Source organism: Actinomadura keratinilytica (assembly GCF_039539665.1).
Lineage (GTDB): Bacteria > Actinomycetota > Actinomycetes > Streptosporangiales > Streptosporangiaceae > Spirillospora > Spirillospora keratinilytica.
In genome coordinates, this window is record NZ_BAABDO010000097.1 from 1 (window position 1) to 25,300 (window position 25,300).

The following is a 25,300-nucleotide window of genomic DNA, read 5'->3' on the forward strand; positions in this document are numbered from 1 at the left end:
CTGACCCGGACACCGCCCTGGCGGCCGAGATGGGCAAGACGTGGTTCCCGTTCGGGGGCGTGCGTGGGGATTCCCTCGCCTACCTGGCCGTGCGTCCGGCGATGGACGGCGCCGGCGTGGAGTTCGGCGCCACCGCCTACGGCGTTCACGGCCAGGACGCGGCCGCCGCCCTTGTCGAGCAGATTCGGGCGTGGGACCGCAACGGCCGCCACCGCGTGCCCACGTTCGGGTTCTGGACGGTTGGCAGCACCGTTCCCCAGCTCCCTGACCATGCGGCCGTGCTGGAAAAGCACCATGGCGCCGTCTCGATCTCCTGGTCCCCGACAAGCTGACCAGGCCCGTCCGGTGAGCCAGGCAGCACCGAACCCTTCACCCCCGAAATGTGTGAGGAGTGAGCCGATGGCCCTACCACTGCCCCTGGACGCCACCGAACCCGTTGACGACCGGACCGAGGTCGGGGAGGAGGAGTTCGTGCTGGACATGCGCGTGGTGGAGTCCACCACGCCGCTGGTGACCATGATGTGCTCCACCAGCGACGGCTGCGGCAGCACCTGCAGCACCAGCGCGTGCAGCACCAGCTCCAACGATCCGCTCTGACGACATGACCGAGCAGACCACCCCCACCACCCCGGCCAAGGCCCCGGCCGCCAAGCCCGCCGCCTCCGGCAAGGCCACCAGCAAGCCCGCCCCGGCCGCCAAGGCCGCGCGCCCCGCCAAGGCCCCGGCCCGCGCCGCGCGGACGGCTACGGACGGCACGGCGACGCCCACGGCGGCCCGCAACGCCCCGGCCGCCGCCAAGGCCGCGCCCGCCAAGTCCGCGACCGAGGCGACCGACAAGCCCGACCAGGCCGCGCCGGTCGAACTGCCCGAGTACGTCATCGTGCAGCGCAAGCGCCGGTACGCCAACACCACCACGCGGGTTCTGGACCTCAAGCACCCGGCGTGCCCGGTGACCCCGGTCAAGCTGGATGAGGCTGGGCCGGTCATGACGTGGGCGGCCGAGTGCACCGACCACGACCAGCGCGGCTACTACCGGCGCAAGGACATCGCCGAGGCCAACGCCGCCGACCCGTGGATCTTCTGCCACGAGTGCGCCACCGCGATGGGCGAGTACATCCCCGTCAAGCGGTAACCCCCGCCCGGACACACCCGCACCCCCCGGCCCGACCCGGCCGGGGGTGCTGTGGCGTTCGGGGCCGATGCCGCGCGGGGGACGGGCACCGGCCCCAGGACGGCCGCGCCCGGCCCGACCACCGACAACGGGGAAACGGTGGCCCGGACCGGAACACAGCCCCCCTCCTCGGGCGGGGCGTGGACTCCCCGCCCGGCTGGACGCGGCGACCACGGCGACGCACATCCGCGCGCCGGGCCGCCGCCGCAAGGTTGCCCACCCCGCCTCCGCACGTACCGCACCGGGACGTTCAGCGTCCACGGCGGCGAGGCCCGGCCCTTACCGGTCGATCCGGTGGTCCTCGGAGTCGAGCCAGAGGTGTTGGCCCTCGGGCGTGACGGTCAGGCCCCAGCGGTCGGCGGACGGACGGTCCAGCCCGTTCCACCAGCGGTAGGCGTCCTCCACCTCCTGCCACAGGTCCCGGTCGCCCGACTGGCGGACCGGGAACCTCTCCGCGCCCGGCGCGGCCTCCAGGCTGGCCCACGAGCCCGACCACGGATCGACCAGCCACACCGTGTACGCCCCGCCGTCGTCGTGGGTGACGATCAGCTTGCAGCGCGGCACCCTCAGCCCGACCGCCAGCGAGGCGTCGTACTCGCCGACCACGTCATAGGGATGCAGGCCGGTGAACGACCGGCGCGCCCCGCCGACATCGCGCACGTCGCGGTCCAGCGAGGCGCGCTTGCCGCGCTGGTCACGTAGCCGCATGAACGCCACGTTGTCCACGATCCGGCCGCGCATGGTGCCGTCCCGCGCCACTAGGAACGACACCAGCGCGCCGTTGTGGAAGTCGGTGGCCCATGGCACCAGCACTCGACCGCCCGGCCGCGTTTGCTGCGCCCACGTGTGCGGAACCCGGTCGGCGGCGACGGTGGCGATCACGCGATCGAACGGCGCGCACGCCGGGTAGCCCTCCGCGCCGTCCCCGGCCGCGACCCTGACTTGGTAGCTCGCCTGCCAGAGCACGCGGCGCGCGTGGTCGGCCACCGCCGGATCGACCTCGACCGAGGTCACGTTGTCGGCCCCGAGCCGTTCGGCCAGCAGCGCGGCGTTCCACCCGGTTCCGGTGCCGATCTCCAGCACGGCCATGCCGGGTTCTACCTGGAGCGCCGCCAGCATTCGCGCGACCACGTCCGGGCGGCTGGCCGAACTGGTGATCTCGTGGCCGACCTGTCCCGGCCCGGCCGGGTCACCGTCATCCACCTGCGTGATGACGAAGTCGTTGGCGTAGCACAGCTCCAGCCACGCGGTTTCGTCGTCGGCTCGGTGCACCGGCACCAGCCGGTCACCGTCCTCGACCCACACCGTGTCGGGGATGAACCGGTGCCGGGGCACCTTCTCAAACGGCCCGCGCCACTCCGGCGTCAGATCGCCCGCCTCGGCGAGCGCCGACGTCAGCCGGGCCGACAGCTCCGCAGCATCGGCCATCTACTTGCCCTTCTCGTGCTTGCCGCCTCCCGGCGGGTTCTTGGGGTCCGGCGGCGGGATCGGCTTGTCCCACTTGCCGTCGCCGTCCTTCTTCTCATCGTGCTTGCCCACTTGGACATCCCTTCTGCCCGTCCGCGCGGCCGACCGCCACGCGGCGTGTCACTGCCGCAGCGCCCGCACGGTGATCTCTTCCGGCCCCGCGCCCGGCTTCCACACCCGCACCTCGGTCCCGTTGCTCCGGGCGATCCGCCACCATCCGTCGTCCTCTGCGTAGAAGGTGGCAAGCGGCTGCCCGTTGCGGTCCGACACCAGGAAGATGCCGTCCGGCTCGCGCCACACCACCACCGACGCCGCAGCCCACTTGCCGGTCACCGCTTCACCTTGCGCGGTCGCATCCCCGCCGAGATCAGCTTGTCCCGCAGCTCGATCCCGTTCGCCGCGCGGACGAATAAGCTCTTGCCGCGCATCGCGAACCACCGCCCGGCCACCGCGTCGGCGGTGAACGCCACACTGGGAAACTCCGCCCGCAGCACCGCCAGGAACTCCGCCGCACCCGGCCCGGCCGGGGCAGGCCGGGGACGCGGTTCGGGCTGCGCCTCGGGCCAGACCAAGCCCGTGCGCACCGGCCGGGACGGGACGGCGGTCACGACCGCACCCCGGACACGCCCGCATCCTCCGGTTGGCTCCACGGCGAGGTGATCCGCTTGAGCGCGCCCTTGATCTGCACCAGCGCGTCAGTGGGGTTGTCGGCCTCGCACAACCACACCGTCCCGCCCCAGCAGAACCACCACCGGCCCCCGTCGTCGGCGCGCTGCCGGGCCTCGACCTCCAACCCCCGAGACTCCGGACCCTGCGCCACCTTGAACCGCGTCGGGCTCACCTCGGTCACCATCAGCTTGTGACCGCGCGCCAGCCCCGCCAGCGCCGCCGTGAACGCCGCCCCACGCGGGTCGGTCACCTGCTCGGCGTCGGACTCACGGGGCCGATCTAGGGAAGCCACGAAACCCTCCTCAGGTGCCGGTGCGCGTTGTGCGTTACCCGGCACCGTAAGTACGGTGCGCTAAGACCCCCAAGGGGTTTGCCGCTGTTTGCCACATCGACTCTTGACGAGATCGGAGGGCCGTTTGACGATGCGGTAGCTGCAAAACCCGGCAAACTCTCAGACGGGAGAGCGACCATGCAGATACGGTTCCTGGGCAAGGAGACCTCCGGCGGCGACAGCCCGACCCTCTACGCCACCGACCGTCAGACCTACCTCATCCAGGGCTACAAGGTCACCGATCCGGAGATCCTGGCCAAGCTCGACATCCCGGAGGGTGAGACGTGCGTGGAAATCTACGCCAGGCTTCTGGCGCACCTGTCCAAGGACGGGCTTCACGGCGTGGTGACGAGCTGGGCACCCCCGATCGTGCGCGTGATGGAGAACGGCAACTACCTCGTTCAAGGGCCGCGAGTCACCGACCCCGCGATTCGCGCCGAGCTGGCCCTGCCGGACAACGAGGACTGCATCGAGGTCCCGAGGGAAGCCCTGCGGGCACTGCTGGAGGAGAACGACCGTGGAGTTGATGACGCCTGACCAACGAGACGAACTGCTCGGCACCTTCAAGCGCGACGCCTTCCACCTGGAACTCAAAGACTCCTACGGTGCCGCGTACGAAGATGCTCCAATAGCCCGCTGGCGCCGTGGCGAACCCGACGACTTCGCGTGGCTCCAGCCCTGGTTGGAGCGAGTCCGGCAAGCTACCCGAGCAGGAAAGACCGTCCGCCGAGTACGCGTCATCAGCGAACCACTCACCGAGTACATCCGCTGGGAACACTCCGTCACCCGGCTCAACCAGGAAGCCGGAGAAGACATCCGCTGGCTGCCCCGGCACCTCCTGCCTGGGGGGCTGGTGTTCCCCGTAGGCGGCAACGACTGGTGGCTGTTCGACGATGAAGTGGTCACAGTCGGCCACTTCCACGAGGACGGGCGCATCAAGGGTTCTGAACTGGTCACCGACCCCGACACGGTGGCCGACTGCGCCAAGGTCCGGGACCGGCTGTGGAAGCTCGCCATCCCGCACAACGAATACAAGCCTGCCTAAGCCGTGTCGCACCAGGCACAGCAAGCACGAGAGGCGCTCGGAGCCCGCCTACGTGATCTCCGCAAGGACGCGGGGCTCACCGGGCGGGCTCTGGCCGCCATGGCGGGGTGGCACCTGTCCAAGGTCAGCCGGATCGAGCACGGCAAGCGCACCGCCAACGAGAACGACATCCGGATCTGGTGCCGCCACTGCAACGCCGAAGACCAGATCCCCGAACTGATCGCGACCGTCCGGAGCATCAACGCCATGTGGTTGGAGTGGCGGCGCACGCTCCAGACCGGAACCAAGCTCCGGCAGCAGCACTCCATCAACCTCTACGAGCAGACCAAGGTCTTCCGCGTCTACCACCCAGCCCTCGTCTGGGGCACCCTCCAGACCGCCGAGTACGCCACCGCGATGCTTGAACAGGTCGTGGACTTCTACGAGATCCCCGACGACATGGAGCGGGGCGTAGCGGCCCGGATGGAACGTCAGCAATACCTCTACCAGGGTGATCGCCGCTACAACGTGATCCTTGGCGAGCAGGCGCTTTACACCAACCTCGGTGGCCCCGATGTCCTACGCGGCCAACTGGACCGGCTCATGGCCGTCCTGTCCCTGCCCCGCCTGAGCCTGGGCATCATCCCCACCAGGGCCGTATACCAACTCTGGCCTGGCAACTCGTTCATCATGTTCGATGAGCGCACCGTGATGGTCGAGACGTACTCGGCTGAGCTCACGATCACGCAACCCCACGAGATCGCTCTGTACGCCAAGGCGTTCGCTCGGCTCCAACGGTCGGCCGTCTACGGCCAGCCGGTCAGGGAGCTGATCGCCCGCGCCCTCGAAGCACTCGAATAGCCAACTGCCATGTAGGCACTTGGTGTTGACAAGCGGAACTCCTTGTCCACACCAAGGGCCGGCCGATGGGCGCGGCAGGCGTTCGCCCTCGCGCTGGCGGAGGTATCTCTCCAGGTGTGGAAAGTGATCTTGCTGGGCAGCAGGTGATCAGTGGGTGACCACACCCACTTCTTCGGGGGGAGAAACACGCATCATGTCCGTGATCGACCGTGTCGACAGCCCGACCTCGGCCACTGTGAGTGATCTTGCGTCTACCGTGGCGGAGATGAGCGAGTCCGAGCGTGAGAGCACGCGCCGTCCGATCCGGGAGCTGGTCGATGACCGGCTGCTGGATGAACTGCTGGCCCGTTCCCGCGACGAGGCCGGCGGGCTGCGCCTGACCGGTGAGGGATCCATGCTCGGCGACCTGGTCAAAGCCGTGCTCGAGCGGGCTTTGGAGGCCGAGCTGACCGCCCACCTGGGCTATGACAAGCACGCTGCCGCCGGGTACGGGTCGGGCAACTCCCGCAACGGCAAGATCTCCAAGACGGTGCAGACCGGGGTCGGCCCCGTACGGCTTGCAGTGCCCCGCGACCGCGCCGGGACGTTCGAGCCGGTGCTGGTGCCCAAACGCGCCGGGCGTGTCTCCGGCGGGCTGGACGACATGGTCATCAGCCTGTACGCGCACGGCATGACCGTCCGCGACATCGTCCACCACCTCGACCAGGTGTACGGCACCCGGCTGTCGGCGGAGACGGTGTCGCGGATCACCGAGCAGGTGATGGAGGAGGTCAAGGCCTGGCAGCGCCGCCCGCTCGACCCCATCTACCCGGTGGTGTTCCTGGACGCCCTCATGGTCAAGGTCCGCGACGACCACGTCGTGCACAACAAACCCGCCTACCTGGCGGTCGGGATCGACATCGACGGCGACAAGCACGTGCTGGGCATCTGGGTGCCCAAGGCCGCCGACGGCCCCACCGGCGAGGGCGCCGCGTTCTGGCGCGGCGTGGTCGCCGACCTGCGCAACCGCGGCGTGCACGACATCCTCATCGCCTGCTGCGATGGGCTGGCCGGGTTCGAGGACGCCAGCACCACCGCGTGCCCGCGCACCACCGTCCAGTCGTGCGTGGTGCACCTGATCAGAACCAGCCTGCGCCCCGTCCCGCGCAAGCACCGCGCCGCCGTCGCCGCCGAACTGCGCAAGATCTACACCGCGCCCGACGCCGACGCCGCCCTGGACGCCCTGGCCGCCTTCGCCGGCACCGACCTGGGCCGCCGATATCCGCAGGCCGTGCGGGCGTGGGAGGCGGCCTGGGAACGGTTCATCCCGTTCCTGGCCTTCACTCCCGCGGTCCGCAAGCTGCTCTACACCACCAACAGCATCGAATCCCTCAACTACCAGCTCCGGAAAGTCACCAAGGCCCGCGGGCACTTCCCCACCGACGACGCGGTGGTCAAGCTGCTGTGGCTGGCCATCGTCAACATCGAGGACAAACGCGCCCGCCAACGCGCTGCCCGCACCCGCCAGGACGGAGCCCGCACCGGCTACCCCGGACGGCTCATCGAGGGCACCAAGACCTACGGCTGGGCCGAAGCGCTCAACGAACTCGCCGCCGCCTACCCAGGCCGCATCCAGTAAAGACAACCGGACCCACGACAAGATCACCTTTACACGCTTCGAGTTACAGGCTCAGCTTGGAAGTCCGCGTGCTGTCTGACCGTGCTCGGCACCCGTTCTGCTGATGACCGGGCTGACCGCGAGTGGGACGCTCGCGTCACTAGCTTGTCCCTGACTAGCGTGCGCAGTCGGCGGTCGAGCCTCTGCCGAGTCTTTCGGAGCAGTTGGCGCTCTTCACAGGCCTGTGGTGTGGCGGTAGACGGCGAACAGGCCCGTGGTTGCGGGGCGCAATGGACGGTCGTGGCCAAGACCACGGGGCGTGGGTGCCGGGGCGATGGTGGCGTAGGCAATGGTGCCGTAACTGTCGGCTGGCAAGGCGGCACGGACTGGTGCCGACGCCGAACCCCAGGCCGCAGGCGATGGCTCCGGCGGTGGTGGCGCCGATGACGGGCAGGGCGAATGCGGTGAGCGACTGCGGTGGTCACTGGCGGCCCGGATACCGACAGGATGCCGAGCAGGCTGGTGACAGTGGCGGCGGAGGCGGCCGGGTGGCCGAGTTCTGTCAGGTAGGTGACCAGGTGGACGCCGATGACGGCGATGGCGGCGCCGTGGGTGACGGACGCTGTGCCCAGCGTCCAGAACGCCGGGGCGCGCAGGGCAGCCCGGATCAGGGTGTCGCGTTCGGCTGCGGTGTCCGCCGCTGCGCCGGGGTGGTGTTTCGGGCTGACCGTCGGCCGCTGGGGGCGGCGCACCAGGAGATGAAGGGGAATGATGACGGCACCGTGGAGGGCGGTGGTTGAACCAGGCGGCCACCACGGCGAACGCCGCTTCGTAAAGCGCCATGGCCGAGGTGAGTCCGTGTGCGGTAGGTCTTTCCTGGACTGTGGTGGACGGAGCGCGATACGGGCCCATCTGCACGTCCGCCTTGGACCCGGTGCGGCACGTGCCGGTGTCCGGGGGCCGACCGTGGAGCGGGCATGGAGCGACCGCGGGGACGAACCGGGGCGAAGCCGACGGTGGGCATACCGGGGCGAACTCGTGTTTGCCCAGGTCACGCATGGTGGGTCGCGTGGGACTCGAACCCACAACCTACGGATTAAAAGTCCGGAGCTCTGCCAATTGAGCTAGCGACCCTGGGGGTGGTGTGGTGTGGTTCTCACCGGCCTTCGTGGGTGGTAGTCCTTTCCGATCAGAGTCTAGAGGGCGGTGTTGGTACTCGCATCCGAGTATGGCCACGGGGGCGAGTGAGGCGGACGGGGAGGTGCTTGAGGCCGTTCTGGAAGTTGGAGGCGAGGCGGACGGGGGTGCCGGTGCGTTCGACGTCAAGCTGCAGGAGTTCGGTGAAGAGGGCGCGCATCTGGGTGCGGGCCAGGTGGGCGCCCAGGCAGTAGTGGGGGCCGAAGCCGAAGCTCACGTGGTCGTTGGGAGTGCGGGTGATGTCGAAGCGGTCCGGGTCGGGGAAGACGGTCTCGTCGCGGTTGGCCGAGGCGTGGTAGACGACGACCTTGTCGCCGGCGCGGATGCGGACGCCGCGCAGGACGGTCTCGCGGGTGGCGGTGCGGCGGAAGTTCATCACCGGGGGCCAGTACCGGAGCATCTCCTCGATGGCGGTGGGCAGGTGGGAGGGGTTCTCGCGGAGGCGGCGGAACTCGGCGGGGTGGTCCAGGAGGGTGAGCAGGGCGCCGGGGATGGCGTTGCGGAGGGTCTCGTTGCCCGCCACGGCGAACAGGAAGAACATGTTCTCGAATTCCGGGCGGGTGAGGCCGCCCGCGAGCATGCGGGACATGATGTCCTCGCCGGGGGCGCGCCGTTTGACGTCGGCGAGGGCGTGGGCGTAGGCGAACATGTCGGCCAGGGCGGCGCGGGAGCGGGGGTTCATCGGGCGGCCGTCGGGGCCGGTCAGGGAGCGGGGGCGGTGCGTCAGGGCGGCGCGGCCGAGCGGGGTGAGGGGTGTCCGGTCGGCGGTGGACAGGCCGGCGTGGTCGGGGTCCTGAAAGCCGATGACGCGGGACGCCCAGTCGTACAGGAGGCGGCGGTCCTCGGCGGGGACGCCCATGATCTGGGCGAGGGTCCAGACGGGCAGGTCGGCGGCGACCTCGACGAAGTCGACCTCGCCTTGGTCGGCGGCGGTGGCGATCAGGGTGCGGGCGCGTTCGGTGACGGCGGCCTCCAGGGCGCGGACGGCGCGCGGGGTGAAGGCGGCGGCGACGATGCGGCGCAGGCGGGTGTGGCCGGGCGGGTCCTGGTTGAGCATCATCGACCGGACGAAGGCGAGGTCTTCGGGCGCGTCGGGGTCGCGGATCTGGGTGGCGCCCATGTGGGAGGAGAAGGTCTCGGGGGTCCGCAGGACGTGTTCGACGTCGGCGTGCCGGAAGACCGCCCAGTAGCCGGGGCCGGGAGGCCAGGGGCCGACGGCGGGTTCGGGGATCCAGCAGACCGGGGCGGAGGCCCGCAGCCGCCGGAACGCGGCGCAGGGGACGCGCTCGGCGTAGGTCGCCGGAAGGAAGATGTCCTCGTGCGTCGGCACCCTTCCATTGTCATCATGGCGGCATGACGATGACGCCGGACGAGGGCGGCCGGATTCTGCGCGACAACTTCGCTCCCTGGGTGCAGGACCTCGGGCTCATTGTGGAGGAGGTGGGGGACGGGCGCGCCACGCTGCGGCTGCCGTGGTCGGACCGGCTGGCCCGGGAGGGCGGCGGCCTGTCCGGGCAGGCGCTGATGGCGGCGGCCGACACCGCCACGGTGATCGCGGTGTCGGGGGCACGCGGCGGGTTCGTGCCGATGACGACCGTGCAGCAGTCGACGACGTTCCAGCGGCCCGTCGTCGGGAAGGACGTGCTGGTGGAGGTGCGGATCACCAAGCTGGGCCGGACGCTGGCGTTCGCCGACGTGACGATGACCGCGGGCGGCGCCACGGCCGCCACGGCGAGCACGGTCTACGCTCTGCTCGCATGAGCAAAACGATCAAGGTGGTCGTTCCCGACGGCGCGTTCGACCTGCACGTGTGGGTGCCGGACGCCGGGAGCGGGCCGGGCGTCCTGCTGATCCAGGAGATCTTCGGCGTCGGCGACTACATCCGCGCGGTCGCCGCGGATCTGGCCGGGCTCGGTTACGTCGTCGCCGCCCCCGACCTGTTCTGGCGGCTGCGGCCCGGCTGGGCGGTCCCGCACACCGAGGAGGCCGTCGAGCAGTCGCTCGAGCTGGCGGCGCGCTTCGACGCGGACAAGGGCGTCGACGACCTGGCGGCCGCGCTGGAGCTGCTGCGGGAGCTGCCGCAGGTGACCGAGCAGGCCGGGGTGCTGGGGTTCTGCCTCGGCGGGACGATGACGCACCTGCTGGCCGCCCGGGCGGAGGTGGACGCGGCCGTGTCGTTCTACGGGTCGGGCGTGCCGGACGCCGTGGAGCTGCTCGACCAGATCAGCTGCCCGATCCTGTACATCTTCGGCGGGTCCGACCCGTACATCCCGCGTGACAAGGTCGCCCGGGTCGAGAAGGCCGTCGAGGGACGGGACAACGCGGCCGTCCGGGTGTTCGAGGAGGCGGGGCACGCCTTCCACAACCGCAAGGCGCCGATGTTCCACCAGCCCGAGCACGCCGTGCGGGCCTGGGAGGCCGCCGAGGACCACCTCAGGCGGCATCTTCCGGCTCGGCCCAGGTAGGGAGGGGGCCGGTGGCCGCCGGCCACTCGGCGGGCGGCCGGGCCTCGAAGGCGAAGAACTGCGAGCCGACGCGCCAGTCCCCGCACGGGCAGGTGAGCGTGCATCCGTCGCGCCCGGCGGTCACGACTCCGCCCGTCCCGCTGCGGCCAGCACCCGGGGCAGCTCCCTGCGGGACGACACGCCCAGCTTGGGATACGCCTTGTAGAGGTGGTACTCGACGGTCCGCGGGCTCAAGAAGAGCTGGGCGGCGATCTCGCGGCTGCTCACGCCGTCCGCCGCGAGCCGCACGACCTGCCGTTCCTGCGGCGTCAGCCGGTCGAGCACGTCGGGTGCGGCGGCGGGCGCCGTGGCGCCGGCGTCGCCGGTGGCGCGCAGCTCGGCGCGGGCCCGCTCGGCCCACGGCGCGGCCCGCAGCCGTTCGAACGTCTCCAGGGCCGAACGCAGCGGGGCGCGGGCGTCCGAGCGGCGCCGCGACCGCCGCAGCCACTCGCCGTAGAGCAGCTGCGTGCGGGCCCGTTCGAACGGCCTGCCGCCGTGCTCGGCGTGCAGGCGGACCGCCTCGGCGAACGGTTCTTCGGCGTCGTCCAGCAGGGCCCGGCAGCGGGCCGCGACCGCCAGCGCCCACGGCTGCCCGCCCGCCTGCGCCCAGCGCTGGAACCGCTCCAGCGGTTCGCGCGCCCGGTCCGGGTCGCCCGCGCGGACGGCCGCCTTGACCCGGTCGGCCTCGGCGGCCGCCATGCGGTGCGCCACGTCCTCGAAGCGGCGCAGCGCGTCGGCGTGCCGGCCGAGCCCGAGGTCGAGCAGGCCGAGCGCGTAGGCGGCGGCGTCGGGCGGCGCGTCGGCGAGCAGCTCGCGCACCCGCTGCTCGTCGCCCTCGATCGCCGCGATCCGCGCCAGCGGCTCGCGGAGCAGGCCGGTGCCCCGCCGCAGGCCGATGTCGCGGGCCAGCGCGACCGCCTCGGCGACGGTGCTCTCGGCGTCGCGGTGCAGCCCGGCGGCGACCTGCGCCTGCGCCTGGGCGCGCAGGACGCCCGGAAGGGAGCCGAGCAGGCCGCCCGCGCGGCAGTACGCGGCATGCGCGGCGGCCAGCTCCAGCGTCGCCTCGTCGTCGCCGACGATCAAACCCGCGTGCACGGCCTCCATGCGGCGGTCGGCGAAGGCGGCGTCGGGGGCGGGAGACGACGCCTCCGCGGCGCGCACCTCGGCGATCAGCTCGGTCAGCAGGGGCAGCCCGGCCTCGTGGTCGCCGGCGGCGACGAGCGCCATGCCGTCCACGGCCTTGTCGGGACGGCCCAGCGCGCGCAGCCGTTCGGCGGCGTCCCGCACCCCTGCGAGCTCGCCCGTCGTCCAGGCGTAGGTGGCGGCGGTGCGCAGCATCGTCCGGGCTTCGGCGGGCGCGGCGCCGGCGGCGTGCTCGACCAGCAGCCGCGCGGCGGAGCACGGATCGCCGCGTTCGAACTCCACCGCCGCCCGGACGGACGCCAGCCGGGCCCGTTCGGCGGGGTCGCCGGCGTACTGCTCGGCCTCCGCCGCCAGCGACAGCGCGGCCTCGGCGTGGCCCGCCCGCAGGACGGCCGACGCGGCGTGCCGCAGCCGACGCGCCCGCCCGGGCCGGTCGGGGGTGAGCCACGCGGCCTGCCGGTACAGGGACGCGGCGGTGTCGAAGTCGGCCAGCTCGGCGGCCCGCGCGGCCTGGGTCTCCAGTTCGGCGGCGACGCTCTCGTCCGGTGTGACGGCCGCCGACGCGCGGTGCCGGGCCCGGCAGGACGGGTCGTCGGCCGCCTCGGCCAGCGCCCGGTGCACCTCCACCCGCAGCGCCGACGGGGCGTCCTGGTAGGCGGCGGCGCGCACCAGCGGGTGCCGGAAGGTGATCGAGCCGCCCGTCACCTCCACCAGCCGGGCCTGCTCGGCCGCGGCCAGGTCGGACAGGTCCACCCCGAACCGCTGTGCGGCGCCCAGCTGCGTCGGCATGTAGCCGCGTCCCTCGGCCGCCGCGATCAGCAGCATCAGCCGGGCGCGCTCGGGCAGCGCGGCGATCTGCGCGCGGAACGAGGCCAGCACCCGGTCGGCCACCGGCAGCGGCGTGACCCCGCCGTCGGGCAGCCCGCGGCCCGCGGCGGCGAACTCGATGAGCGCCAGCGGGTTGCCGGCCGACTCGCGGAAGACCCGGTCGTGCAGCGCGGCGGGCAGCCCCCGGTCGGCCAGCAGCCGGCCCGCGTCGGCGCGGGCGAGCCGCCGCGGCCGCAGCTCGGGCAGGCCCGTCCCGCCGAAGGTCTCCTCGCGGGTGGCGAACAGCATCGCCACGCCCTCGGCGGCCAGCCGCCGTGCGGCGAACAGCAGCGCCTCGCTCGTCCCGCGGTCGATCCACTGCAGGTCGTCCACCAGGCACAGCAGCGGCTGCCGGTCGGCCAGGTCGGCGAGCAGGGTGAGCAGCGCCAGCCCGGCGCCGAACCGGTCGCTCGGCCGGCACTCCACGCCGGCGCCCAGTCCGAGCACGGCCTGCAAGGTCCGGGCGTGGACGGGCGGCAGCGCGTCGATCCGGTCCTGCACGGGCCACAGCAGCTGGTGCAGCCCGGCGAACGGGATGTCCTGCTCCGCCTCGACGCCCGTCGCGCGCAGCACCCGCATCCGCGGGGCGCCGTCGCCGGCGTCCGCCGCCGCGCGCTCGGCGTACCCCAGCAGCGCCGACTTGCCGATGCCCGCCTCGCCGCGCACGAGGAGGGCGCCGCTGCGTCCGGCGCGCGCGTCGGCGAGCAGCCGGTCGATCTCGGCCTGCTCCGCTTCCCGCCCGTACAACACGCTCCCAAAGTTACGTGGCCGAACCCCGAAACCCTACGGATTCGGTCCGTACCGCCCTGCTCATAAGTTCTTGGACGTCTGCCGACAACCCCTGTATTCCTCTTGGAGATCATTGTGGACGAGCTGTTCGAGTCCGTGACCGTCGGAAAGCTGGAGCTGCCCAACCGCCTGGTGATGGCCCCGATGACCCGCAGCCGGGCCACCGAGGACGGACGGGTGACCGAGCTGACCGCCGAGTACTACGCCCAGCGGGCCGGCGCCGGTCTGATCGTCAGTGAGGCCGTGCAGCCGTGCGTGCGCGGCCAAGGGTACGTGTGGACGCCGGGGCTGCACTCCGCCGAGCAGACGCAGGCGTGGCGTGCGGTGACCGACGCCGTGCACCGCGAGGGCGGCCGGATCTTCGCCCAGCTCATGCACAGCGGCCGCATCGGGCACCCCGTGCTGTACCCGGACGGCGGTCTGCCGGTGGCGCCGTCGCCGGTCGCCTCGGGCATGCAGCTCTTCACCCCGGACGGCATGCTCGACCACCCGGTGCCGCGGGAGATGACGCCGGACGACATCGCCGAGACGGTCGCCGACTTCGCCTCCGCCGCGCGCAACGCCGTCGACGCCGGTTTCGACGGCGTGGAGGTGCACGGCGCCAACGGCTACCTGATCCACCAGTTCCTGGCCGACGGCACCAACCGGCGCACGGACTCCTACGGCGGTTCGATCGAGAACCGCATCCGGTTCGCCGTGGAGGTGGTGGCCGCCGTCGTCGACGCCATCGGCCCCGAGCGGGTCGGGCTGCGCGTCTCGCCGGGCAACACCGTCAACAACATCTCCGAGAGCGACGCCGCCGACCTGTACCCCGAGCTGCTGCGGGCCGTCGCCCAGTACAACCCGGCGTACGTGCACATCATGGAGGCGGGGGACCGGGCCCTGACCAAGCGGCTGCGCGAGGTGTGGACGGGCACGCTGATCCTCAACCCGCATCCCACGCCCGAGGCGTTCCCGGCGACCGTCGACAACGGCGTCGAGGCGCTGCGGGACGGGGTCGCCGACGCGGTGGCCTTCGGCGAGCTGTGGCTGGCCAACCCGGACCTGCCCGCCCGCATCAAGGCCGGAGGCCCCTACAACAAGGCGGACAGGGACACCTTCTACGGCGGCGACCACCGCGGCTACACCGACTACCCGGTGCTGGGGGCCTGAACCGGGGCCGTGTGCGCGGTCTGCCGCGAACACGGGTGAGCGCTCCGGCGCCGTGGGGACGGTGCCGGAGCGCTCACCGCGAGCAGCCGAGAGTGAGCCCCGTCGTGGCCGTCTCAGCTTTGCGTCGCCCTGGGGTTCAGCTGCCCAGGGCCGTTTGTGGGCCGCGTCGCCCGCGTCCCGCGTCCGAGCGGGGTCCGCACCCCGCGCCGGGGGCGTGCCGGTCGCGCGTCCGCGCCGATCGCACGACGGGACACCGCCCCGGGCGGCGGGGCCGGGTGCGGGGTTAGGGACGCGGGTGCGGGCGACGCGGAGCCGCCGATCAGTAGCCGGGGCGGACGGCGCCGCTGAAGTTGCGCTTGTAGTAGCCGGTCAGCTTGATCTTCTTGACGCGCTTGCCGGAGCTGGGCGCGTGGATCATGTAGCCGTTGCCCACGTAGATGCCCATGTGGCTCTTGCCGGAGTAGAAGAACAGCAGGTCTCCCTTGACGGCTCCCTTCCAGGAGACCTTGTACTTGACCGCTCGGTAGATCTGCTGGGTGGTGCGCGGCAGTTTGACACCCGCGCCCTTGCGCCAGGCACCGCCGGCGAGGCCCGAGCAGTCCCAGTACTTGGGACCGGTGCCGCCGTAGCGGTACGGGTCGCCGATCTGCTTGTAGGCGTACTTGACGGCGGCGGCCGCGCGCTTGCGCTGCTTGGCCTTGCGGGAGGCGGAGATCTTGGCACTCACCAGGTTCGCCGTCTCGGGTGCGATGGTGATGGCCTTCGCGCCCTGCTGCGCCGCTGTCCGCGACGGTGCCTGCGACGTCGTCTGCGCTGCGGTCCGCGGTGCGGCCTGCGGCTCGGCGGCTCGCACCGAGCCGGCCGCGACGAGACCGGCGCCGAGTGCGGCGGTCGCGGTCAGGACGATGCCGCCCGTGAACGCGCCGCGGATGCCGGTCGTGGACCTGGGGGTGGTTCGGGGGGTATGCAGAACTGCTCCTGACCTCGTTCCTGACGCCTACCGGGGCAGCCGGCGCGCCGCGGTGTCACCGCGGTCGCGATGGGGGATGCCGGGGCCGCCCGGCGGCGGTCGCGTCCTGGGAAGCCGGACACGCCACCGGCCTCGGGGCCCGCACCGGTTCCGTGTCTCCGGTCGACACGGATTCGGCTCGACGGCGGTCTCTCGGCGCCGGGCGGCCGGTGCCTCCGTTGACCGGCTCACGCTCCCGGGGGCTCCGGGATGGGGGGCGGCGCCACCGCCCGTCGTGGATGTTCTGTTATCGGCAGCGGCAGCGGTGCCGCGTGCTGGAACCGGCATGAAGGTAGCCACGGTTCGGGATATCCGGCAAATCTCTGCGGCCGGCCGGAAGGGGGGACAGGTGTCCGGGGAGAACCCGGCCGAGCCGTTCTGCCTGCGCGAATACAGTACGGTTTTCGCACATTGTGATCTGAATCACATTTCATGCGGATAGGCAAATCTGCCGTCCGCGCCGGGTGCGCCGCAGGGCTTCGGATAGGGGTCCGGTGCCCGCCTCCGGCTCCCGCTGACGGTCACGGAGCGTAGCAGGCGGCCGTGCGCCATTCCCTCGGGGTGAGATCTTGCATGCTGGTCGCGGCAGCGAGAAACACAATGCAATTTTCAGCACTTTACTCTGTGTGATGTTCGCGTCGCTTAGCCGATAGACAATTGTCCAGTCTGTGATAAACCCCACAATGGTCGAGCGAGTTGATCTTTGCGGGCGTGCGGACCGTAACGCATGGACGGGTGCGCCCGGCGGCGGAGGAGGGCTGGAGCGGTCCATCCGGTAGCGCTCCGTGGCGGTCCGAACACGTCGGCGGCGCCCGCCGGGCGGCGGGCGCCGTTCCATTCGGTCGTTCGCCGGGCCTTCGGGAAGCGTCCGGCGGGCCCTTCCGATTGATAAGTGTTGCGTTACTCGCGGCGGTATTCAGCTGTCCCTCAGCTCCAGGCGGCGGAAGAGTCGACGTACGGGGCGTTCGGCGGCAGCACCTGCCCCGACGCGTCGCGCCGGGCCGCCGCCGCGCTCGCCTCCTGGCGGTCGCGCACGCACTTGGCCAGCGTGAAGGTCGAGGTCGTGACGTAGAGCATGCCGAGCGCCAGGAAGGCGCGGATCCAGACCGGCGCCGGCAGGTAGACGATCCCCAGCGCGACCGCGGTGAGCGACACCGCGAACGACAGGATCGCCTGGACGAAGAATGCGGTCGTGCCCTTGAGCTGCAGCAACGCGTTCATGCGCCCACTGTGCCACGCGGCGGGCGGCCGCGCCTGAGTACAAGTGCGCACCGACCTGCTCACGTCGGTCCCCAGATCCGCCCGGGTGCGCGCGCCGGGACCGCGGTCGCGCACCCCGGCATTTCCGACACATTTCAGTAACCAGGCCGAAATCGGTCATCCGTCGCCCGGCGCGTTCGCGTTGAAATGAATATCGTTTTCATGTCACCCTGGGTTCCGGATCGTTCCGACCCGTAACCGAAGGGAGACGGTCATGTCTTTGAACGTCGACGACCGGCTGCTGGAGCGGGCAAGGCAGGGCGATGTGGACGACGCGGACTTCGTCGACTGCATCCGCCGGTCGCTGCCGTACGCCTGGCAGGTCATCGGCGACGTCGTGGCGCGGATGCGCGAGTCCGCCGACGGCTTCGCCGACAACACCACCCCGCCGCCGGACGAGCGCGCCCGCGGCCAGCTGCTGCGCGTGCTGGCCAGCGACGCGATGCGCGGTGCGCTGGAACGCCACTTCGGGGTGCGGCTGGCGTTCCAGAACTGTCACCGCGTCGCGGCGTTCGCGCCGGGGGAGACCCGCCGCCACGCCGAGTTCGTCACGCCCCGCGCCCAGCTGCTCAACCAGTCGCCCGAACTCGTCGACTGCTGACGCGGCCTCCTTCCCGGTGCCCGGTCGGACCTCCCGGCCGGGCACCGGCGCGCTCCGGGGTGCGGGGAGTAAGGCGCGGGGAGTAGGGCGCGGGGAGTAGGGCGCGGGGAGTAATAGGTGCGCCGCTGCGACGAAGACATAGGACGGGGGTGGTTGAGGGCCTGGCCGTGCTCTTAGGGGGGCGGGTGTCATCTCTCTGGGATGGTCTGGGTAGAGCTGGGTTTGCGCGGGGTGTTCGCTCTTGGTCCCTCTCGCGGGGGTGCTGGTTCTGAGGAGCCGGGCCTACGGTTCGGAACCGGCCCCGGGGGTCGAGCATGACCCGCGGCGTGACCCTTCGGTAACATCGGCCCGAACTGGATTCGGTCCCTGACGTAAGGTGCTGCTTATGGACCTGAACGGAGTTTCCGCCGTCATCTCCGGCGGCGCGAGCGGCCTCGGCGAGGCCACCGCCCGGGAGCTGGCCGCCAACGGCGTGAAGGTGGTCATCGCCGACCTCCAGGAGGACAAGGGCAAGGCCCTGGCCGAGGAGATCGGCGGCGTGTTCGTCAAGACCGACGTGACCGACGAGGCCCAGGTGCAGGCCGCCGTGCAGGCCGCCGTCGACAGCGGCGCGCCGCTGCGCATCATCGTCAACAGCGCCGGCATCGGCTGGGCCGCGCGCACCGTGGCCCGCGACGGCAGCCCGCACGACCTGGGCGCCTTCGAGACCGTCATCCGCGTCAACCTGATCGGCACCTTCAACCTGATGCGCATCGGGGCCGCGGCGATCGCCAAGACCGACCCGGCCGACGAGGACGGCCAGCGCGGCGTCGTCATCAACACCGCCTCGGTCGCGGCGCTGGAGGGGCAGACCGGCCAGGTCGCCTACTCGGCGTCCAAGGGCGGCATCGTCGGCATGACGCTGCCCGCCGCCCGCGACCTGTCGGCGATCGGCGTGCGGGTCAACACGATCTGCCCCGGCATCATCGACACCCCCATCTACGGCACCGGCGAGGCCGCCGAGGCGTTCAAGGCCAAGCTGTACGCGCCCGTCCCGTTCCCCAAGCGCATGGGGCGGCCGTCGGAGTTCGCGCACCTGGTCAAGGCCCTGATCGAGAACGACTACATGAACGGCGAGACCGTCCGCTTCGACGGCGGCATCCGCTTCCAGCCGAAGTGAGGCACGCATGAGCGAGGCTGTTCTCACCGAGGAGGACGGGGCCGTCCTCGTCATCACCATCAACCGCCCCGAGGCCAGGAACGCGGTCAACGGCGCGGTCGCCCAGGGCATCGCCGCCGCGCTGGACGAGCTCGACTCGCGCAAGGACCTGTCGGTCGGCATCCTCACCGGCGCGGGCGGCACGTTCTGCGCGGGCATGGACCTCAAGGGCTTCCTCACCGGGGACAACCCGGTCGTGGAGGGCCGCGGGTTCGCCGGCATCGTGGAGCGCCCGGCGGCCAAGCCGCTGATCGCCGCGATCGAGGGCTACGCGCTGGCCGGCGGCTGCGAGGTCGCGCTGGCCTGCGACATGGTGGTGGCGGCGCGGGACGCCAAGTTCGGGCTGCCCGAGCCGTCGCGCGGGCTGGTGGCGGCGGGCGGCGGGCTGCTGCGGCTGCCGCGCCGCATCCCGTACCACATCGCGATGGAGATCGCCCTGACCGCCGACAAGTACCCCGCCGACCGCATGGCCGAGCTGGGGTTCGTCAACCGGCTGGTCGAACCGGGCCAGGCCCTGGCCGCCGCCAAGGAGCTGGCGCTGAAGATCGCCGAGAACGCTCCGCTGGCGCTGGCCGCCACCAAGAAGATCATCGTCGAGTCGGCCGACTGGTCCGAGGAGGAGGCCTGGCGCAAGCAGGGCGAGATCGTCATGCCCGTCTTCGGCTCCAAGGACGCCCAGGAGGGCCCGGCCGCCTTCGCCGAGAAGCGCAAGCCGGTGTGGAAGGGCGAGTGACCCCTCCGCCGACCCTTCCGTAGCCGCGCCGGGACGCCCGGACGGCCCGCGCCGTCCGGGCGTTCCTGCTGCGCGGCCGGGCATCCTCGGTGAAAGGTCAGCGCGCTTTCAGGTTGCGTTCAGGTTGGCTTGTCACCCTCTGAAAAGATGGGACGAGGGGGACGTGTCAGTGGCTGAGCGAACGCCGAACAACGCCGCGGGCGGCGCCCGGGCGCCGGAGGCGCTGCTGCTCGTCGTGGAGGACGAGCCGAACATCCTGGAACTGCTGGCGGGCAGCCTGCGCTTCACCGGCTTCGAGGTGATCACCGCCACCACCGGGGCGGACGCCGTGCAGGCCGCCCAGCGGCACCGTCCCGACCTGATCGTGCTGGACGTGATGCTGCCGGACTTCGACGGGTTCGACGTCGTGCGGCGGCTGCGCTCGGGCGGCACCCGCACCCCGGTGCTGTTCCTGACCGCGCGCGACGCCGTCCAGGACCGCATCAAGGGCCTCACCATCGGCGGCGACGACTACGTCACCAAGCCGTTCAGCCTTGAGGAGGTCATCGCGCGCATCCGCGCCGTGCTGCGCCGGGTGCGCGACGGCGTGCCCGAGCCCACGCCGCGCATGGTGTTCGCCGACATCGAGCTGGACGAGGACAGCCACGAGGTGTGGCGCGCGGGCAAGCCCATCCAGCTGTCCCCGACCGAGTTCAAGCTGCTGCGCTACTTCATGGCGAACGCGGGCCGCGTGCTGTCGAAGGCCCAGATCCTCGACCACGTGTGGAACTACGACTTCCGGGGGGACGCGGGCATCGTGGAGTCCTACGTCTCGGCGTTGCGGCGCAAGGTCGACAACACCGAGCCGCGGCTCATCCACACCCTGCGCGGTGTGGGCTACGTCCTGCGCATGCCCCGCAACGGGAGCTGATCCGCATGCCAGGGCCGGACCAGCCGAGGCGCCCCGGCTTCGCTCCGCCGGACGACCACCATCCGGCCCGCCCGGGCGCCCCCGCGCCGACCCGGCCCGTCCAGCCGGGCGAGGCCGCCCGGCCGGACGGCGTCGCGCAGGTCGGGTACGCCCCTCCCGGAGACGCGGCCGGGTACGGGCCGCGCCCCGGCGGGGCGGTGCGGATCGCCGGGCGGCTGCGGGCGCTGTCCGCGCGGACGTCGCTGCGGGTCAAGCTCATCGCCGGGATGCTCGTGCTGGTCACCGCGGGGCTCACGGTGATGAGCGTCGCCTCGGTGTACGTGCTGCGCGAGTACCTGGTCGACCGGGCCGACGTGCAGCTGAGCGCGGCGGTGGAGCAGGCGATCGGCCAGGTCGTCCCGCAGCTGCGCCGTCCCGCGGCCGACATCGGCATCCGGGTGCCCAGCGAGATGTACGCCCAGGTGCGCAGCGCCGACGGGCAGATCCTGGACGAGGAGGCCGCGTTCGGCGAGCGCGGCACGCCGCAGCTCCCGGCGCATCTGGACGGCCGCATGAACGAGCCGTTCACCGTGCCCGGCAACGGCGGGTCGGGGGCGAGCTGGCGGGTGCTGGCCGAGTCGCTGCCCGGCGGTTCGATCCTCATCGTCGGGCTCAGCCAGGACGAGCTGCAGCGCACCGTGGGCCAGCTCATCGCCATCGACGCGATCGTCGGGGTCCTGGTGGTGGGCGTGCTGGCGGGCGTCGGCGTGTGGGTGGTGCGCGCCAGCATGCGCCCGCTGGCGGCGATCGAGCAGACCGCCGGGGCGATCGCCGCCGGGGACCTGTCGCGGCGGGTGCCGGAGGCCGACCCGAGCACCGAGGTGGGACGGCTCGCCAGCGCCCTCAACAGCATGCTGGCGCAGATCGAGGCGGCGTTCCGGGCGCGGGCGGAGTCCGAGGCGTCCGCGCGCCGGTCCGAGGAGCTGGCGCGGCGCTCGGAGGAGCGGATGCGGCGGTTCGTCGCCGACGCCAGCCACGAGCTGCGCACCCCGCTGACGGCGATCCGCGGGTTCGCCGAGTTCTACCGGCAGGGCGCGGCGCGGTCGCCGGACGAGCTGGACCGGCTGATCGGCCGCATCGAGGACACCGCGTCCCGGATGAGCCTGCTGGTGGAGGACCTGCTGCTGCTCGCGCGGCTGGACCGGCAGCGGCCCATCGAGCGGCGCCCGGTGGACCTGCTGGCGGTGGCCGCCGACACCGTCCAGGAGACCCGGATGGTCGCCCCCGACCGCGAGATCGAGCTGTCGGTCAGCGGCGAGGTGGCGTTCCAGGTGATCGGGGACGAGGCGCGGCTGCGCCAGGTCCTCGGCAATCTGCTCACCAACGCCGTCACGCACACGCCCGCCGGCACGCCGGTGGAGGTGCGGCTGCGTCCGGGCACGCTGCGCGACGCGCCCGCGGCCGTGCTGGAGGTCGCCGACGAGGGGCCGGGCCTGACCCGCGAGCAGGCCGAGCGGGTGTTCGAGCGCTTCTACCGGGTCGATCCGGCGCGCGGCCCGCAGACCCGCAGCAGCAAGCAGTCCGGGACCGGGCTCGGCCTGGCGATCGTCGCGGCGCTGGTGGCCGCGCACGACGGGGCGGTGGAGGTGGACTCCGAGCCGGGCGAGGGCGCGGTGTTCCGGGTGCTGCTGCCGCTGGCGCCGGACTGAACCCCGCCGCGCGCCGATTCGCCCGCCGGTTGTTTCGCCCGCCGGTTGTTTCGTCCGGTGCTGTTCTGCTCGGCGGCCGATTCGAGCTGCGCTCATTCGGCCTGCGCTGATTCGGCCGGTACTGATTCGTCCGGCGCCGATTCGCTCGGCGGAGTCGCCCGGTGCCGTCCTCGGCGAAGTTTTAGGCGCGATTCAGGAGTCTTTCAGGTACGTGCGGTTCGGTGGCCGGTACAGGGCGCCCTCCGGGGCACGGGCCCGCCGGCGGAGGCGTGCGCCCTGGCCAAGCGCTGCCGCGACCGGGAATCGTGGCAAACAGTCCCCCCGCTCCGATTCCCGGTCGCGGTTTTCCGTGATCGAAAACGGGGGCCGGATTTGTTTTCAGCGGACTTTCAGGTTGGCCTCAGGGATATTCCAGCGCGGTGGCGCATCATCGTAGGCAAGTGAACGACAGGGGGATTGAGATGAGCGCCGATCAGCCGGACTTCGCGCCGTATGGGGAGCGGCCGCAGCCGACCCCGCAGCCGCAGCCGCAGCCCGGCCACCGGGTCGATCCGCAGCGGGACGACCAGGCCGGACCGCGGCACGACCCGCAGGGCGCCGCCGGGACCGGGCCGCAGCCGCGGCAGGGCTTCCAGGACGGCTCGCAGGCCGGGCCGTACACCGGGCCGCAGCCGCAGTGGCGGATGCCGCACTTCGCGCCGCCCCCGCAGGGCATGCCCGCCATGGCGGCCGCGCCGGCGGCGCCGTCGGGCGGCCTCCGGTGGGCGACGCGCCGCCGGATCGCGGCGCTCGGGGCGGCGGTCGCGCTGGCGCTGGGCGCGGGCGCCACCGGGGCGGTCACCGCGCTGGCCGTGTCCGGTGGCGGCGAGACGGTGTACTCCAGCCCCACCGCGGTGTCCGGCGCGTCCGCCAAGAACGCGACGACGACCGCGAAGACGGCCGCGGCCGTGCAGCCGAGCGTGGTGTCCCTGCAGGTGCAGAGCGCCACGGGGGAGACCGCCGGCGGGTCCGGTGTCATCCTGCGGTCGGACGGCGTCATCCTCACCAACGCGCACGTCGTCGAGGACGGCGCCCAGATCGCGGTGAAGTTCAGCAACGGCAAGACCGCCTCGGCGCGGCTGCTGGGCGCCGACACCACCCACGACATCGCGCTGATCAAGGCCGCGGACGTCTCCGGGCTCACGCCCGCCACGCTCGGTGACAGCGACGCCCTGGCCGTCGGCGACCCGGTGCTGGCCGTGGGCAGCCCGCTGGGCCTGGACGGCTCGGTGACCTCCGGGATCGTCAGCGCCCTCGGCCGCAAGATCGAGGAGAGCTCCGCGCAGGAGCAGGAGGGGCTGCCGCCCTACCTGCGGGGCCGGCTGTCCCAGCAGGAGACCAAGGTCATCGAGAACGCGATCCAGACCGACGCGGCCATCAACCCCGGCAACTCCGGTGGCGCGCTGGCCAACGCGGCCGGGCAGGTGGTGGGCATCAACACCGCGATCGCCATCTCCGGCAGCAGCTCGGGGAGCATCGGCGTCGGGTTCGCCATCCCGATCAACGAGGCGAAGGAGATCGCCGACAAGATCCTGGCCGGCGGCGGCGTCTGAGCCGGCCGGCGGGGGAGAGCCGCCGCGCCGCGCCGGGGTCGTCTAGGGGGTTCGGGTCCGGCGGCGGCGCGGCATGGGGGAACACGGCCGTGTGGTTCCGGTGGGGGTCGGAATCACACGGCCGTGTCGCCGTGCCGTCGTGTCGCTGTGTCGCCGGCGGCGCGGCCGCCGTCTTCTGCGGCGTCCTCACGCAGTGGCGCGGGGCCGCCGCCGCAGGCGGCGGCCCCGGGGGCACGGAAAACGAGGCGACATGATCCGGGACGAGCGGGGATAATCGGGCGCATGCCCGAGCAGATCCGCGTCCGCGACTCGTTCTCCGTGCCGGAGTCCGAGCTCGCCTGGCGCTTCTCCCGCGCCTCCGGGCCGGGCGGGCAGCACGTCAACACCAGCGCCACCGCGGTCGAGCTGTCGTTCGACGTGGCGGGCTCGCCGTCCATCCCCGAAGCGCTGCGGCGCCGGGCGCTGGAGCGGCTGGCCGGACGCCTCGTGCGCGGCGTGCTCACCATCCGCGCCGAAGAGCACCGCTCCCAGAAGCGCAACCGGGAGGCCGCCAAGGCCCGCCTGGCCGCCCTGCTCGCCGAGGCCACCGCGCCGCCGCCCAAAAAGCGCATCCCCAGGAAGATCCCGCGCGCCCTCAACGAACGCCGCCTGCAGGACAAGCGCCGCCGCTCGGAGATCAAACGGCAGCGTGCGGCCCGCTGGTACTGACCCGACGCCCGCCCGCGGGGCCGCCCTGGGCTATGCGGACGCCGTGCGGATGGCGCGCATGGCCTCCCGGCGCTCCGCGCCCGACAGCGTGTCGATGTAGACCTGGCCCTGCAGGTGGCCGTACTCGTGCTGCAGGCAGCGCGCGAAGTAGCCGGTGCCCTCCACCCGGATCGGCCTGCCCTTGACGTCCACGCCCTCCACCACGGCGTGGCCGTACCGGGGGGTGTCGAACCGCAGGCCGGGCAGCGACAGGCAGCCCTCCGGCTCCACCAGCGTGTCGCCGTCGGCCGCCACCAGCACCGGGTTGATCACGTGGCCGACGTGGCGGCGGTCCCGGTCGTCGAGGCAGTCGTAGACGAAGATCTGCTGGGCGACGCCGATCTGGTTGGCCGCCAGCCCCGCGCCGTCCGCCTCGTACATCGTGGCGAACATGTCGTCGACGAGCCGGCGCAGCGCGGCGTCGAACGTCCGCACCGGGTCGCACTCGGTCCGCAGCACCGGGTCGCCGAGCCGCCGGATCGGCCGGACGGTGCCCCGTCCGCCGTCGCCGCGCCCGCGGCGCCGTGCGTCGCGCGTGTCGGCCGTCTTGCTCATGACCGTGATCCTACAGAGCGCGAACGGCGCTCCGCCCGAGGTGGGGGAGCGCCGTTCGCGCATGCGGTGGGACGTGCCCGGTGCCTTGCGGCCCGTCCCGAAGCCCGGGGTGCGTCTCAGCTCGGGTCGAGCGGGCCGCGGCCCGCCTGGGGCGGCACCGGGCCCTGGCCGTGCGGGGCGCCGGGGCCGCCGGGCCGCGCGATCTCGGGGGCGTCCGCCGGGCCGGGCGCGGGCC

26 protein-coding genes, 1 tRNA gene and 1 pseudogene are annotated in these 25,300 nt (G+C 72.3%); 18 read left to right on the top strand and 10 right to left on the bottom strand.

All coding sequences use genetic code 11. From position 1 onward, the window contains the following. From ABD879_RS24650 to ABD879_RS24660, 3 genes and pseudogenes are all read left to right on the top strand, one after another. Window positions 1–332: pseudogene (locus tag ABD879_RS24650) on the top strand (methyltransferase, FxLD system); the annotation flags it as partial. A 67-nt stretch (window positions 333–399) separates the two neighbouring features. Beyond that, window positions 400–597, top strand: a complete 198-nt coding sequence (locus tag ABD879_RS24655; protein WP_345023978.1) for an FxLD family lanthipeptide — start codon at window positions 400–402, stop codon at window positions 595–597. Window positions 598–601: 4 nt separating this feature from the next. Then, the gene (locus ABD879_RS24660; protein WP_345023979.1) at window positions 602–1,132 is read left to right on the top strand and encodes a hypothetical protein; all 531 of its coding nucleotides are present in this window, start codon (window positions 602–604) and stop codon (window positions 1,130–1,132) included. 318 nt (window positions 1,133–1,450) lie between these two features. Here the strand turns inward: ABD879_RS24660 and ABD879_RS24665 are convergent, their stop codons facing one another. The 4 genes from ABD879_RS24665 to ABD879_RS24680 form a co-directional block, all read right to left on the bottom strand. After that, window positions 1,451–2,599, bottom strand: a complete 1,149-nt coding sequence (locus ABD879_RS24665; RefSeq protein WP_345023980.1) for a methyltransferase domain-containing protein — start codon at window positions 2,597–2,599, stop codon at window positions 1,451–1,453. 159 nt (window positions 2,600–2,758) lie between these two features. Continuing rightward, the gene (locus ABD879_RS24670) at window positions 2,759–2,971 is read right to left on the bottom strand and encodes a hypothetical protein (protein ID WP_345023981.1); all 213 of its coding nucleotides are present in this window, start codon (window positions 2,969–2,971) and stop codon (window positions 2,759–2,761) included. Continuing rightward, window positions 2,968–3,246: a hypothetical protein gene (locus ABD879_RS24675; RefSeq protein ID WP_345023982.1), complete on the bottom strand. Its 279-nt coding sequence runs from the start codon at window positions 3,244–3,246 to the stop codon at window positions 2,968–2,970. Before ABD879_RS24675 ends, ABD879_RS24670 begins: the two co-directional genes overlap by 4 nt. Then, entirely contained in the window at window positions 3,243–3,599 is a 357-nt protein-coding gene (locus ABD879_RS24680; RefSeq protein ID WP_345023983.1) for a hypothetical protein, read from the bottom strand. Before ABD879_RS24680 ends, ABD879_RS24675 begins: the two co-directional genes overlap by 4 nt. 177 nt (window positions 3,600–3,776) lie before the next feature. Here ABD879_RS24680 and ABD879_RS24685 point away from each other — a divergent pair, with 177 nt between their 5' ends. The 5 genes from ABD879_RS24685 (at window position 3,777) to ABD879_RS24705 (ending at window position 7,920) form a co-directional block, all read left to right on the top strand. After that, window positions 3,777–4,175 carry a hypothetical protein gene (locus tag ABD879_RS24685; protein WP_345023984.1) on the top strand — a complete coding sequence of 133 codons (399 nt, stop codon included), beginning with the start codon at window positions 3,777–3,779 and terminating at the stop codon, window positions 4,173–4,175. Then, entirely contained in the window at window positions 4,165–4,683 is a 519-nt protein-coding gene (locus tag ABD879_RS24690) for a DUF6879 family protein (RefSeq protein WP_345024006.1), read from the top strand. Before ABD879_RS24685 ends, ABD879_RS24690 begins: the two co-directional genes overlap by 11 nt. A gap of 3 nt (window positions 4,684–4,686) precedes the next feature. Then, on the top strand, window positions 4,687–5,523 hold the full coding sequence (locus tag ABD879_RS24695; RefSeq protein ID WP_345023985.1) for a helix-turn-helix domain-containing protein: 837 nt from the start codon (window positions 4,687–4,689) through the stop codon (window positions 5,521–5,523). 265 nt (window positions 5,524–5,788) lie between these two features. Continuing rightward, entirely contained in the window at window positions 5,789–7,141 is a 1,353-nt protein-coding gene (locus tag ABD879_RS24700; RefSeq protein WP_345023986.1) for an IS256 family transposase, read from the top strand. Window positions 7,142–7,509: 368 nt separating this feature from the next. Beyond that, window positions 7,510–7,920, top strand: coding sequence for a hypothetical protein (locus tag ABD879_RS24705; RefSeq protein ID WP_345023987.1), 411 nt, complete (start codon window positions 7,510–7,512; stop codon window positions 7,918–7,920). Between the two features lie 258 nt (window positions 7,921–8,178). Here ABD879_RS24705 and ABD879_RS24710 read toward each other — a convergent pair. After that, window positions 8,179–8,254: transfer RNA gene (locus tag ABD879_RS24710), tRNA-Lys, on the bottom strand. A gap of 55 nt (window positions 8,255–8,309) precedes the next feature. Continuing rightward, a complete protein-coding gene (locus ABD879_RS24715) occupies window positions 8,310–9,647 on the bottom strand; it encodes a cytochrome P450 (RefSeq protein ID WP_345023988.1) in 1,338 nt (445 codons plus the stop codon). A gap of 23 nt (window positions 9,648–9,670) precedes the next feature. Here ABD879_RS24715 and ABD879_RS24720 point away from each other — a divergent pair, with 23 nt between their 5' ends. Further along, window positions 9,671–10,078 (top strand): PaaI family thioesterase, encoded by a 408-nt coding sequence (locus ABD879_RS24720; RefSeq protein WP_345023989.1) that lies wholly within the window; start codon window positions 9,671–9,673, stop codon window positions 10,076–10,078. Further along, window positions 10,075–10,782, top strand: coding sequence for a dienelactone hydrolase family protein (locus tag ABD879_RS24725; RefSeq protein WP_345023990.1), 708 nt, complete (start codon window positions 10,075–10,077; stop codon window positions 10,780–10,782). Before ABD879_RS24720 ends, ABD879_RS24725 begins: the two co-directional genes overlap by 4 nt. Window positions 10,783–10,902: 120 nt before the next feature. Here the strand turns inward: ABD879_RS24725 and ABD879_RS24730 are convergent, their stop codons facing one another. Further along, entirely contained in the window at window positions 10,903–13,581 is a 2,679-nt protein-coding gene (locus ABD879_RS24730; RefSeq protein WP_345023991.1) for an ATP-binding protein, read from the bottom strand. Between the two features lie 111 nt (window positions 13,582–13,692). Here ABD879_RS24730 and ABD879_RS24735 point away from each other — a divergent pair, with 111 nt between their 5' ends. Beyond that, window positions 13,693–14,772, top strand: a complete 1,080-nt coding sequence (locus tag ABD879_RS24735) for an alkene reductase (RefSeq protein WP_425549655.1) — start codon at window positions 13,693–13,695, stop codon at window positions 14,770–14,772. A gap of 319 nt (window positions 14,773–15,091) precedes the next feature. Here ABD879_RS24735 and ABD879_RS24740 read toward each other — a convergent pair whose 3' ends face one another. Both ABD879_RS24740 and ABD879_RS24745 read right to left on the bottom strand, forming a co-directional pair. Then, a complete protein-coding gene (locus ABD879_RS24740) occupies window positions 15,092–15,499 on the bottom strand; it encodes a C40 family peptidase (RefSeq protein ID WP_345023994.1) in 408 nt (135 codons plus the stop codon). A gap of 1,209 nt (window positions 15,500–16,708) precedes the next feature. Then, the gene (locus ABD879_RS24745; RefSeq protein WP_345023995.1) at window positions 16,709–17,002 is read right to left on the bottom strand and encodes a YiaA/YiaB family inner membrane protein; all 294 of its coding nucleotides are present in this window, start codon (window positions 17,000–17,002) and stop codon (window positions 16,709–16,711) included. 253 nt (window positions 17,003–17,255) lie between these two features. Between ABD879_RS24745 and ABD879_RS24750 the strand changes: the two genes are divergently transcribed. The 7 genes from ABD879_RS24750 to arfB all read left to right on the top strand — a co-directional run bounded on the left by ABD879_RS24750 (window position 17,256) and on the right by arfB (window position 24,471). After that, window positions 17,256–17,642 carry an SCO5389 family protein gene (locus ABD879_RS24750; protein ID WP_345023997.1) on the top strand — a complete coding sequence of 129 codons (387 nt, stop codon included), beginning with the start codon at window positions 17,256–17,258 and terminating at the stop codon, window positions 17,640–17,642. A gap of 385 nt (window positions 17,643–18,027) precedes the next feature. Then, window positions 18,028–18,801 carry an SDR family NAD(P)-dependent oxidoreductase gene (locus tag ABD879_RS24755; RefSeq protein ID WP_345023999.1) on the top strand — a complete coding sequence of 258 codons (774 nt, stop codon included), beginning with the start codon at window positions 18,028–18,030 and terminating at the stop codon, window positions 18,799–18,801. 7 nt (window positions 18,802–18,808) lie between these two features. Next, window positions 18,809–19,573: a crotonase/enoyl-CoA hydratase family protein gene (locus tag ABD879_RS24760; RefSeq protein WP_285496636.1), complete on the top strand. Its 765-nt coding sequence runs from the start codon at window positions 18,809–18,811 to the stop codon at window positions 19,571–19,573. A gap of 169 nt (window positions 19,574–19,742) precedes the next feature. Next, window positions 19,743–20,483, top strand: coding sequence for a response regulator transcription factor (locus ABD879_RS24765; protein WP_285496635.1), 741 nt, complete (start codon window positions 19,743–19,745; stop codon window positions 20,481–20,483). 5 nt (window positions 20,484–20,488) lie between these two features. Continuing rightward, window positions 20,489–22,171, top strand: a complete 1,683-nt coding sequence (locus tag ABD879_RS24770) for a sensor histidine kinase (protein ID WP_345024000.1) — start codon at window positions 20,489–20,491, stop codon at window positions 22,169–22,171. A 461-nt stretch (window positions 22,172–22,632) separates the two neighbouring features. After that, window positions 22,633–23,763 carry a S1C family serine protease gene (locus tag ABD879_RS24775; protein ID WP_345024002.1) on the top strand — a complete coding sequence of 377 codons (1,131 nt, stop codon included), beginning with the start codon at window positions 22,633–22,635 and terminating at the stop codon, window positions 23,761–23,763. Window positions 23,764–24,045: 282 nt separating this feature from the next. Continuing rightward, window positions 24,046–24,471, top strand: coding sequence for an alternative ribosome rescue aminoacyl-tRNA hydrolase ArfB (gene arfB, locus ABD879_RS24780; protein ID WP_345024003.1), 426 nt, complete (start codon window positions 24,046–24,048; stop codon window positions 24,469–24,471). Between the two features lie 30 nt (window positions 24,472–24,501). Here arfB and def read toward each other — a convergent pair whose 3' ends face one another. Then, window positions 24,502–25,065, bottom strand: coding sequence for a peptide deformylase (gene def / locus ABD879_RS24785; RefSeq protein ID WP_345024005.1), 564 nt, complete (start codon window positions 25,063–25,065; stop codon window positions 24,502–24,504). Between the last annotated feature and the right edge of the window lie 235 nt (window positions 25,066–25,300).

Excerpts from the sequence above, each read along its gene's own strand:
- ABD879_RS24700 (WP_345023986.1), top strand. The coding sequence starts at position 5,789 with ATGAGCGAGTCCGAGCGTGAGAGCACGCGCCGTCCGATCCGGGAGCTG.
- ABD879_RS24660 (WP_345023979.1), top strand. The coding sequence starts at position 602 with ATGACCGAGCAGACCACCCCCACCACCCCGGCCAAGGCCCCGGCCGCC.
- ABD879_RS24720 (WP_345023989.1), top strand. The coding sequence starts at position 9,671 with ATGACGATGACGCCGGACGAGGGCGGCCGGATTCTGCGCGACAACTTC.
- arfB (WP_345024003.1), top strand. The coding sequence starts at position 24,046 with ATGCCCGAGCAGATCCGCGTCCGCGACTCGTTCTCCGTGCCGGAGTCC.
- ABD879_RS24775 (WP_345024002.1), top strand. The coding sequence starts at position 22,633 with ATGAGCGCCGATCAGCCGGACTTCGCGCCGTATGGGGAGCGGCCGCAG.
- ABD879_RS24770 (WP_345024000.1), top strand. The coding sequence starts at position 20,489 with ATGCCAGGGCCGGACCAGCCGAGGCGCCCCGGCTTCGCTCCGCCGGAC.
- def (WP_345024005.1), bottom strand. The coding sequence starts at position 25,065 with ATGAGCAAGACGGCCGACACGCGCGACGCACGGCGCCGCGGGCGCGGC.
- ABD879_RS24685 (WP_345023984.1), top strand. The coding sequence starts at position 3,777 with ATGCAGATACGGTTCCTGGGCAAGGAGACCTCCGGCGGCGACAGCCCG.
- ABD879_RS24655 (WP_345023978.1), top strand. The coding sequence starts at position 400 with ATGGCCCTACCACTGCCCCTGGACGCCACCGAACCCGTTGACGACCGG.
- ABD879_RS24665 (WP_345023980.1), bottom strand. The coding sequence starts at position 2,599 with ATGGCCGATGCTGCGGAGCTGTCGGCCCGGCTGACGTCGGCGCTCGCC.
- ABD879_RS24750 (WP_345023997.1), top strand. The coding sequence starts at position 17,256 with ATGTCTTTGAACGTCGACGACCGGCTGCTGGAGCGGGCAAGGCAGGGC.
- ABD879_RS24760 (WP_285496636.1), top strand. The coding sequence starts at position 18,809 with ATGAGCGAGGCTGTTCTCACCGAGGAGGACGGGGCCGTCCTCGTCATC.
- ABD879_RS24745 (WP_345023995.1), bottom strand. The coding sequence starts at position 17,002 with ATGAACGCGTTGCTGCAGCTCAAGGGCACGACCGCATTCTTCGTCCAG.
- ABD879_RS24725 (WP_345023990.1), top strand. The coding sequence starts at position 10,075 with ATGAGCAAAACGATCAAGGTGGTCGTTCCCGACGGCGCGTTCGACCTG.
- ABD879_RS24755 (WP_345023999.1), top strand. The coding sequence starts at position 18,028 with ATGGACCTGAACGGAGTTTCCGCCGTCATCTCCGGCGGCGCGAGCGGC.
- ABD879_RS24690 (WP_345024006.1), top strand. The coding sequence starts at position 4,165 with ATGACGCCTGACCAACGAGACGAACTGCTCGGCACCTTCAAGCGCGAC.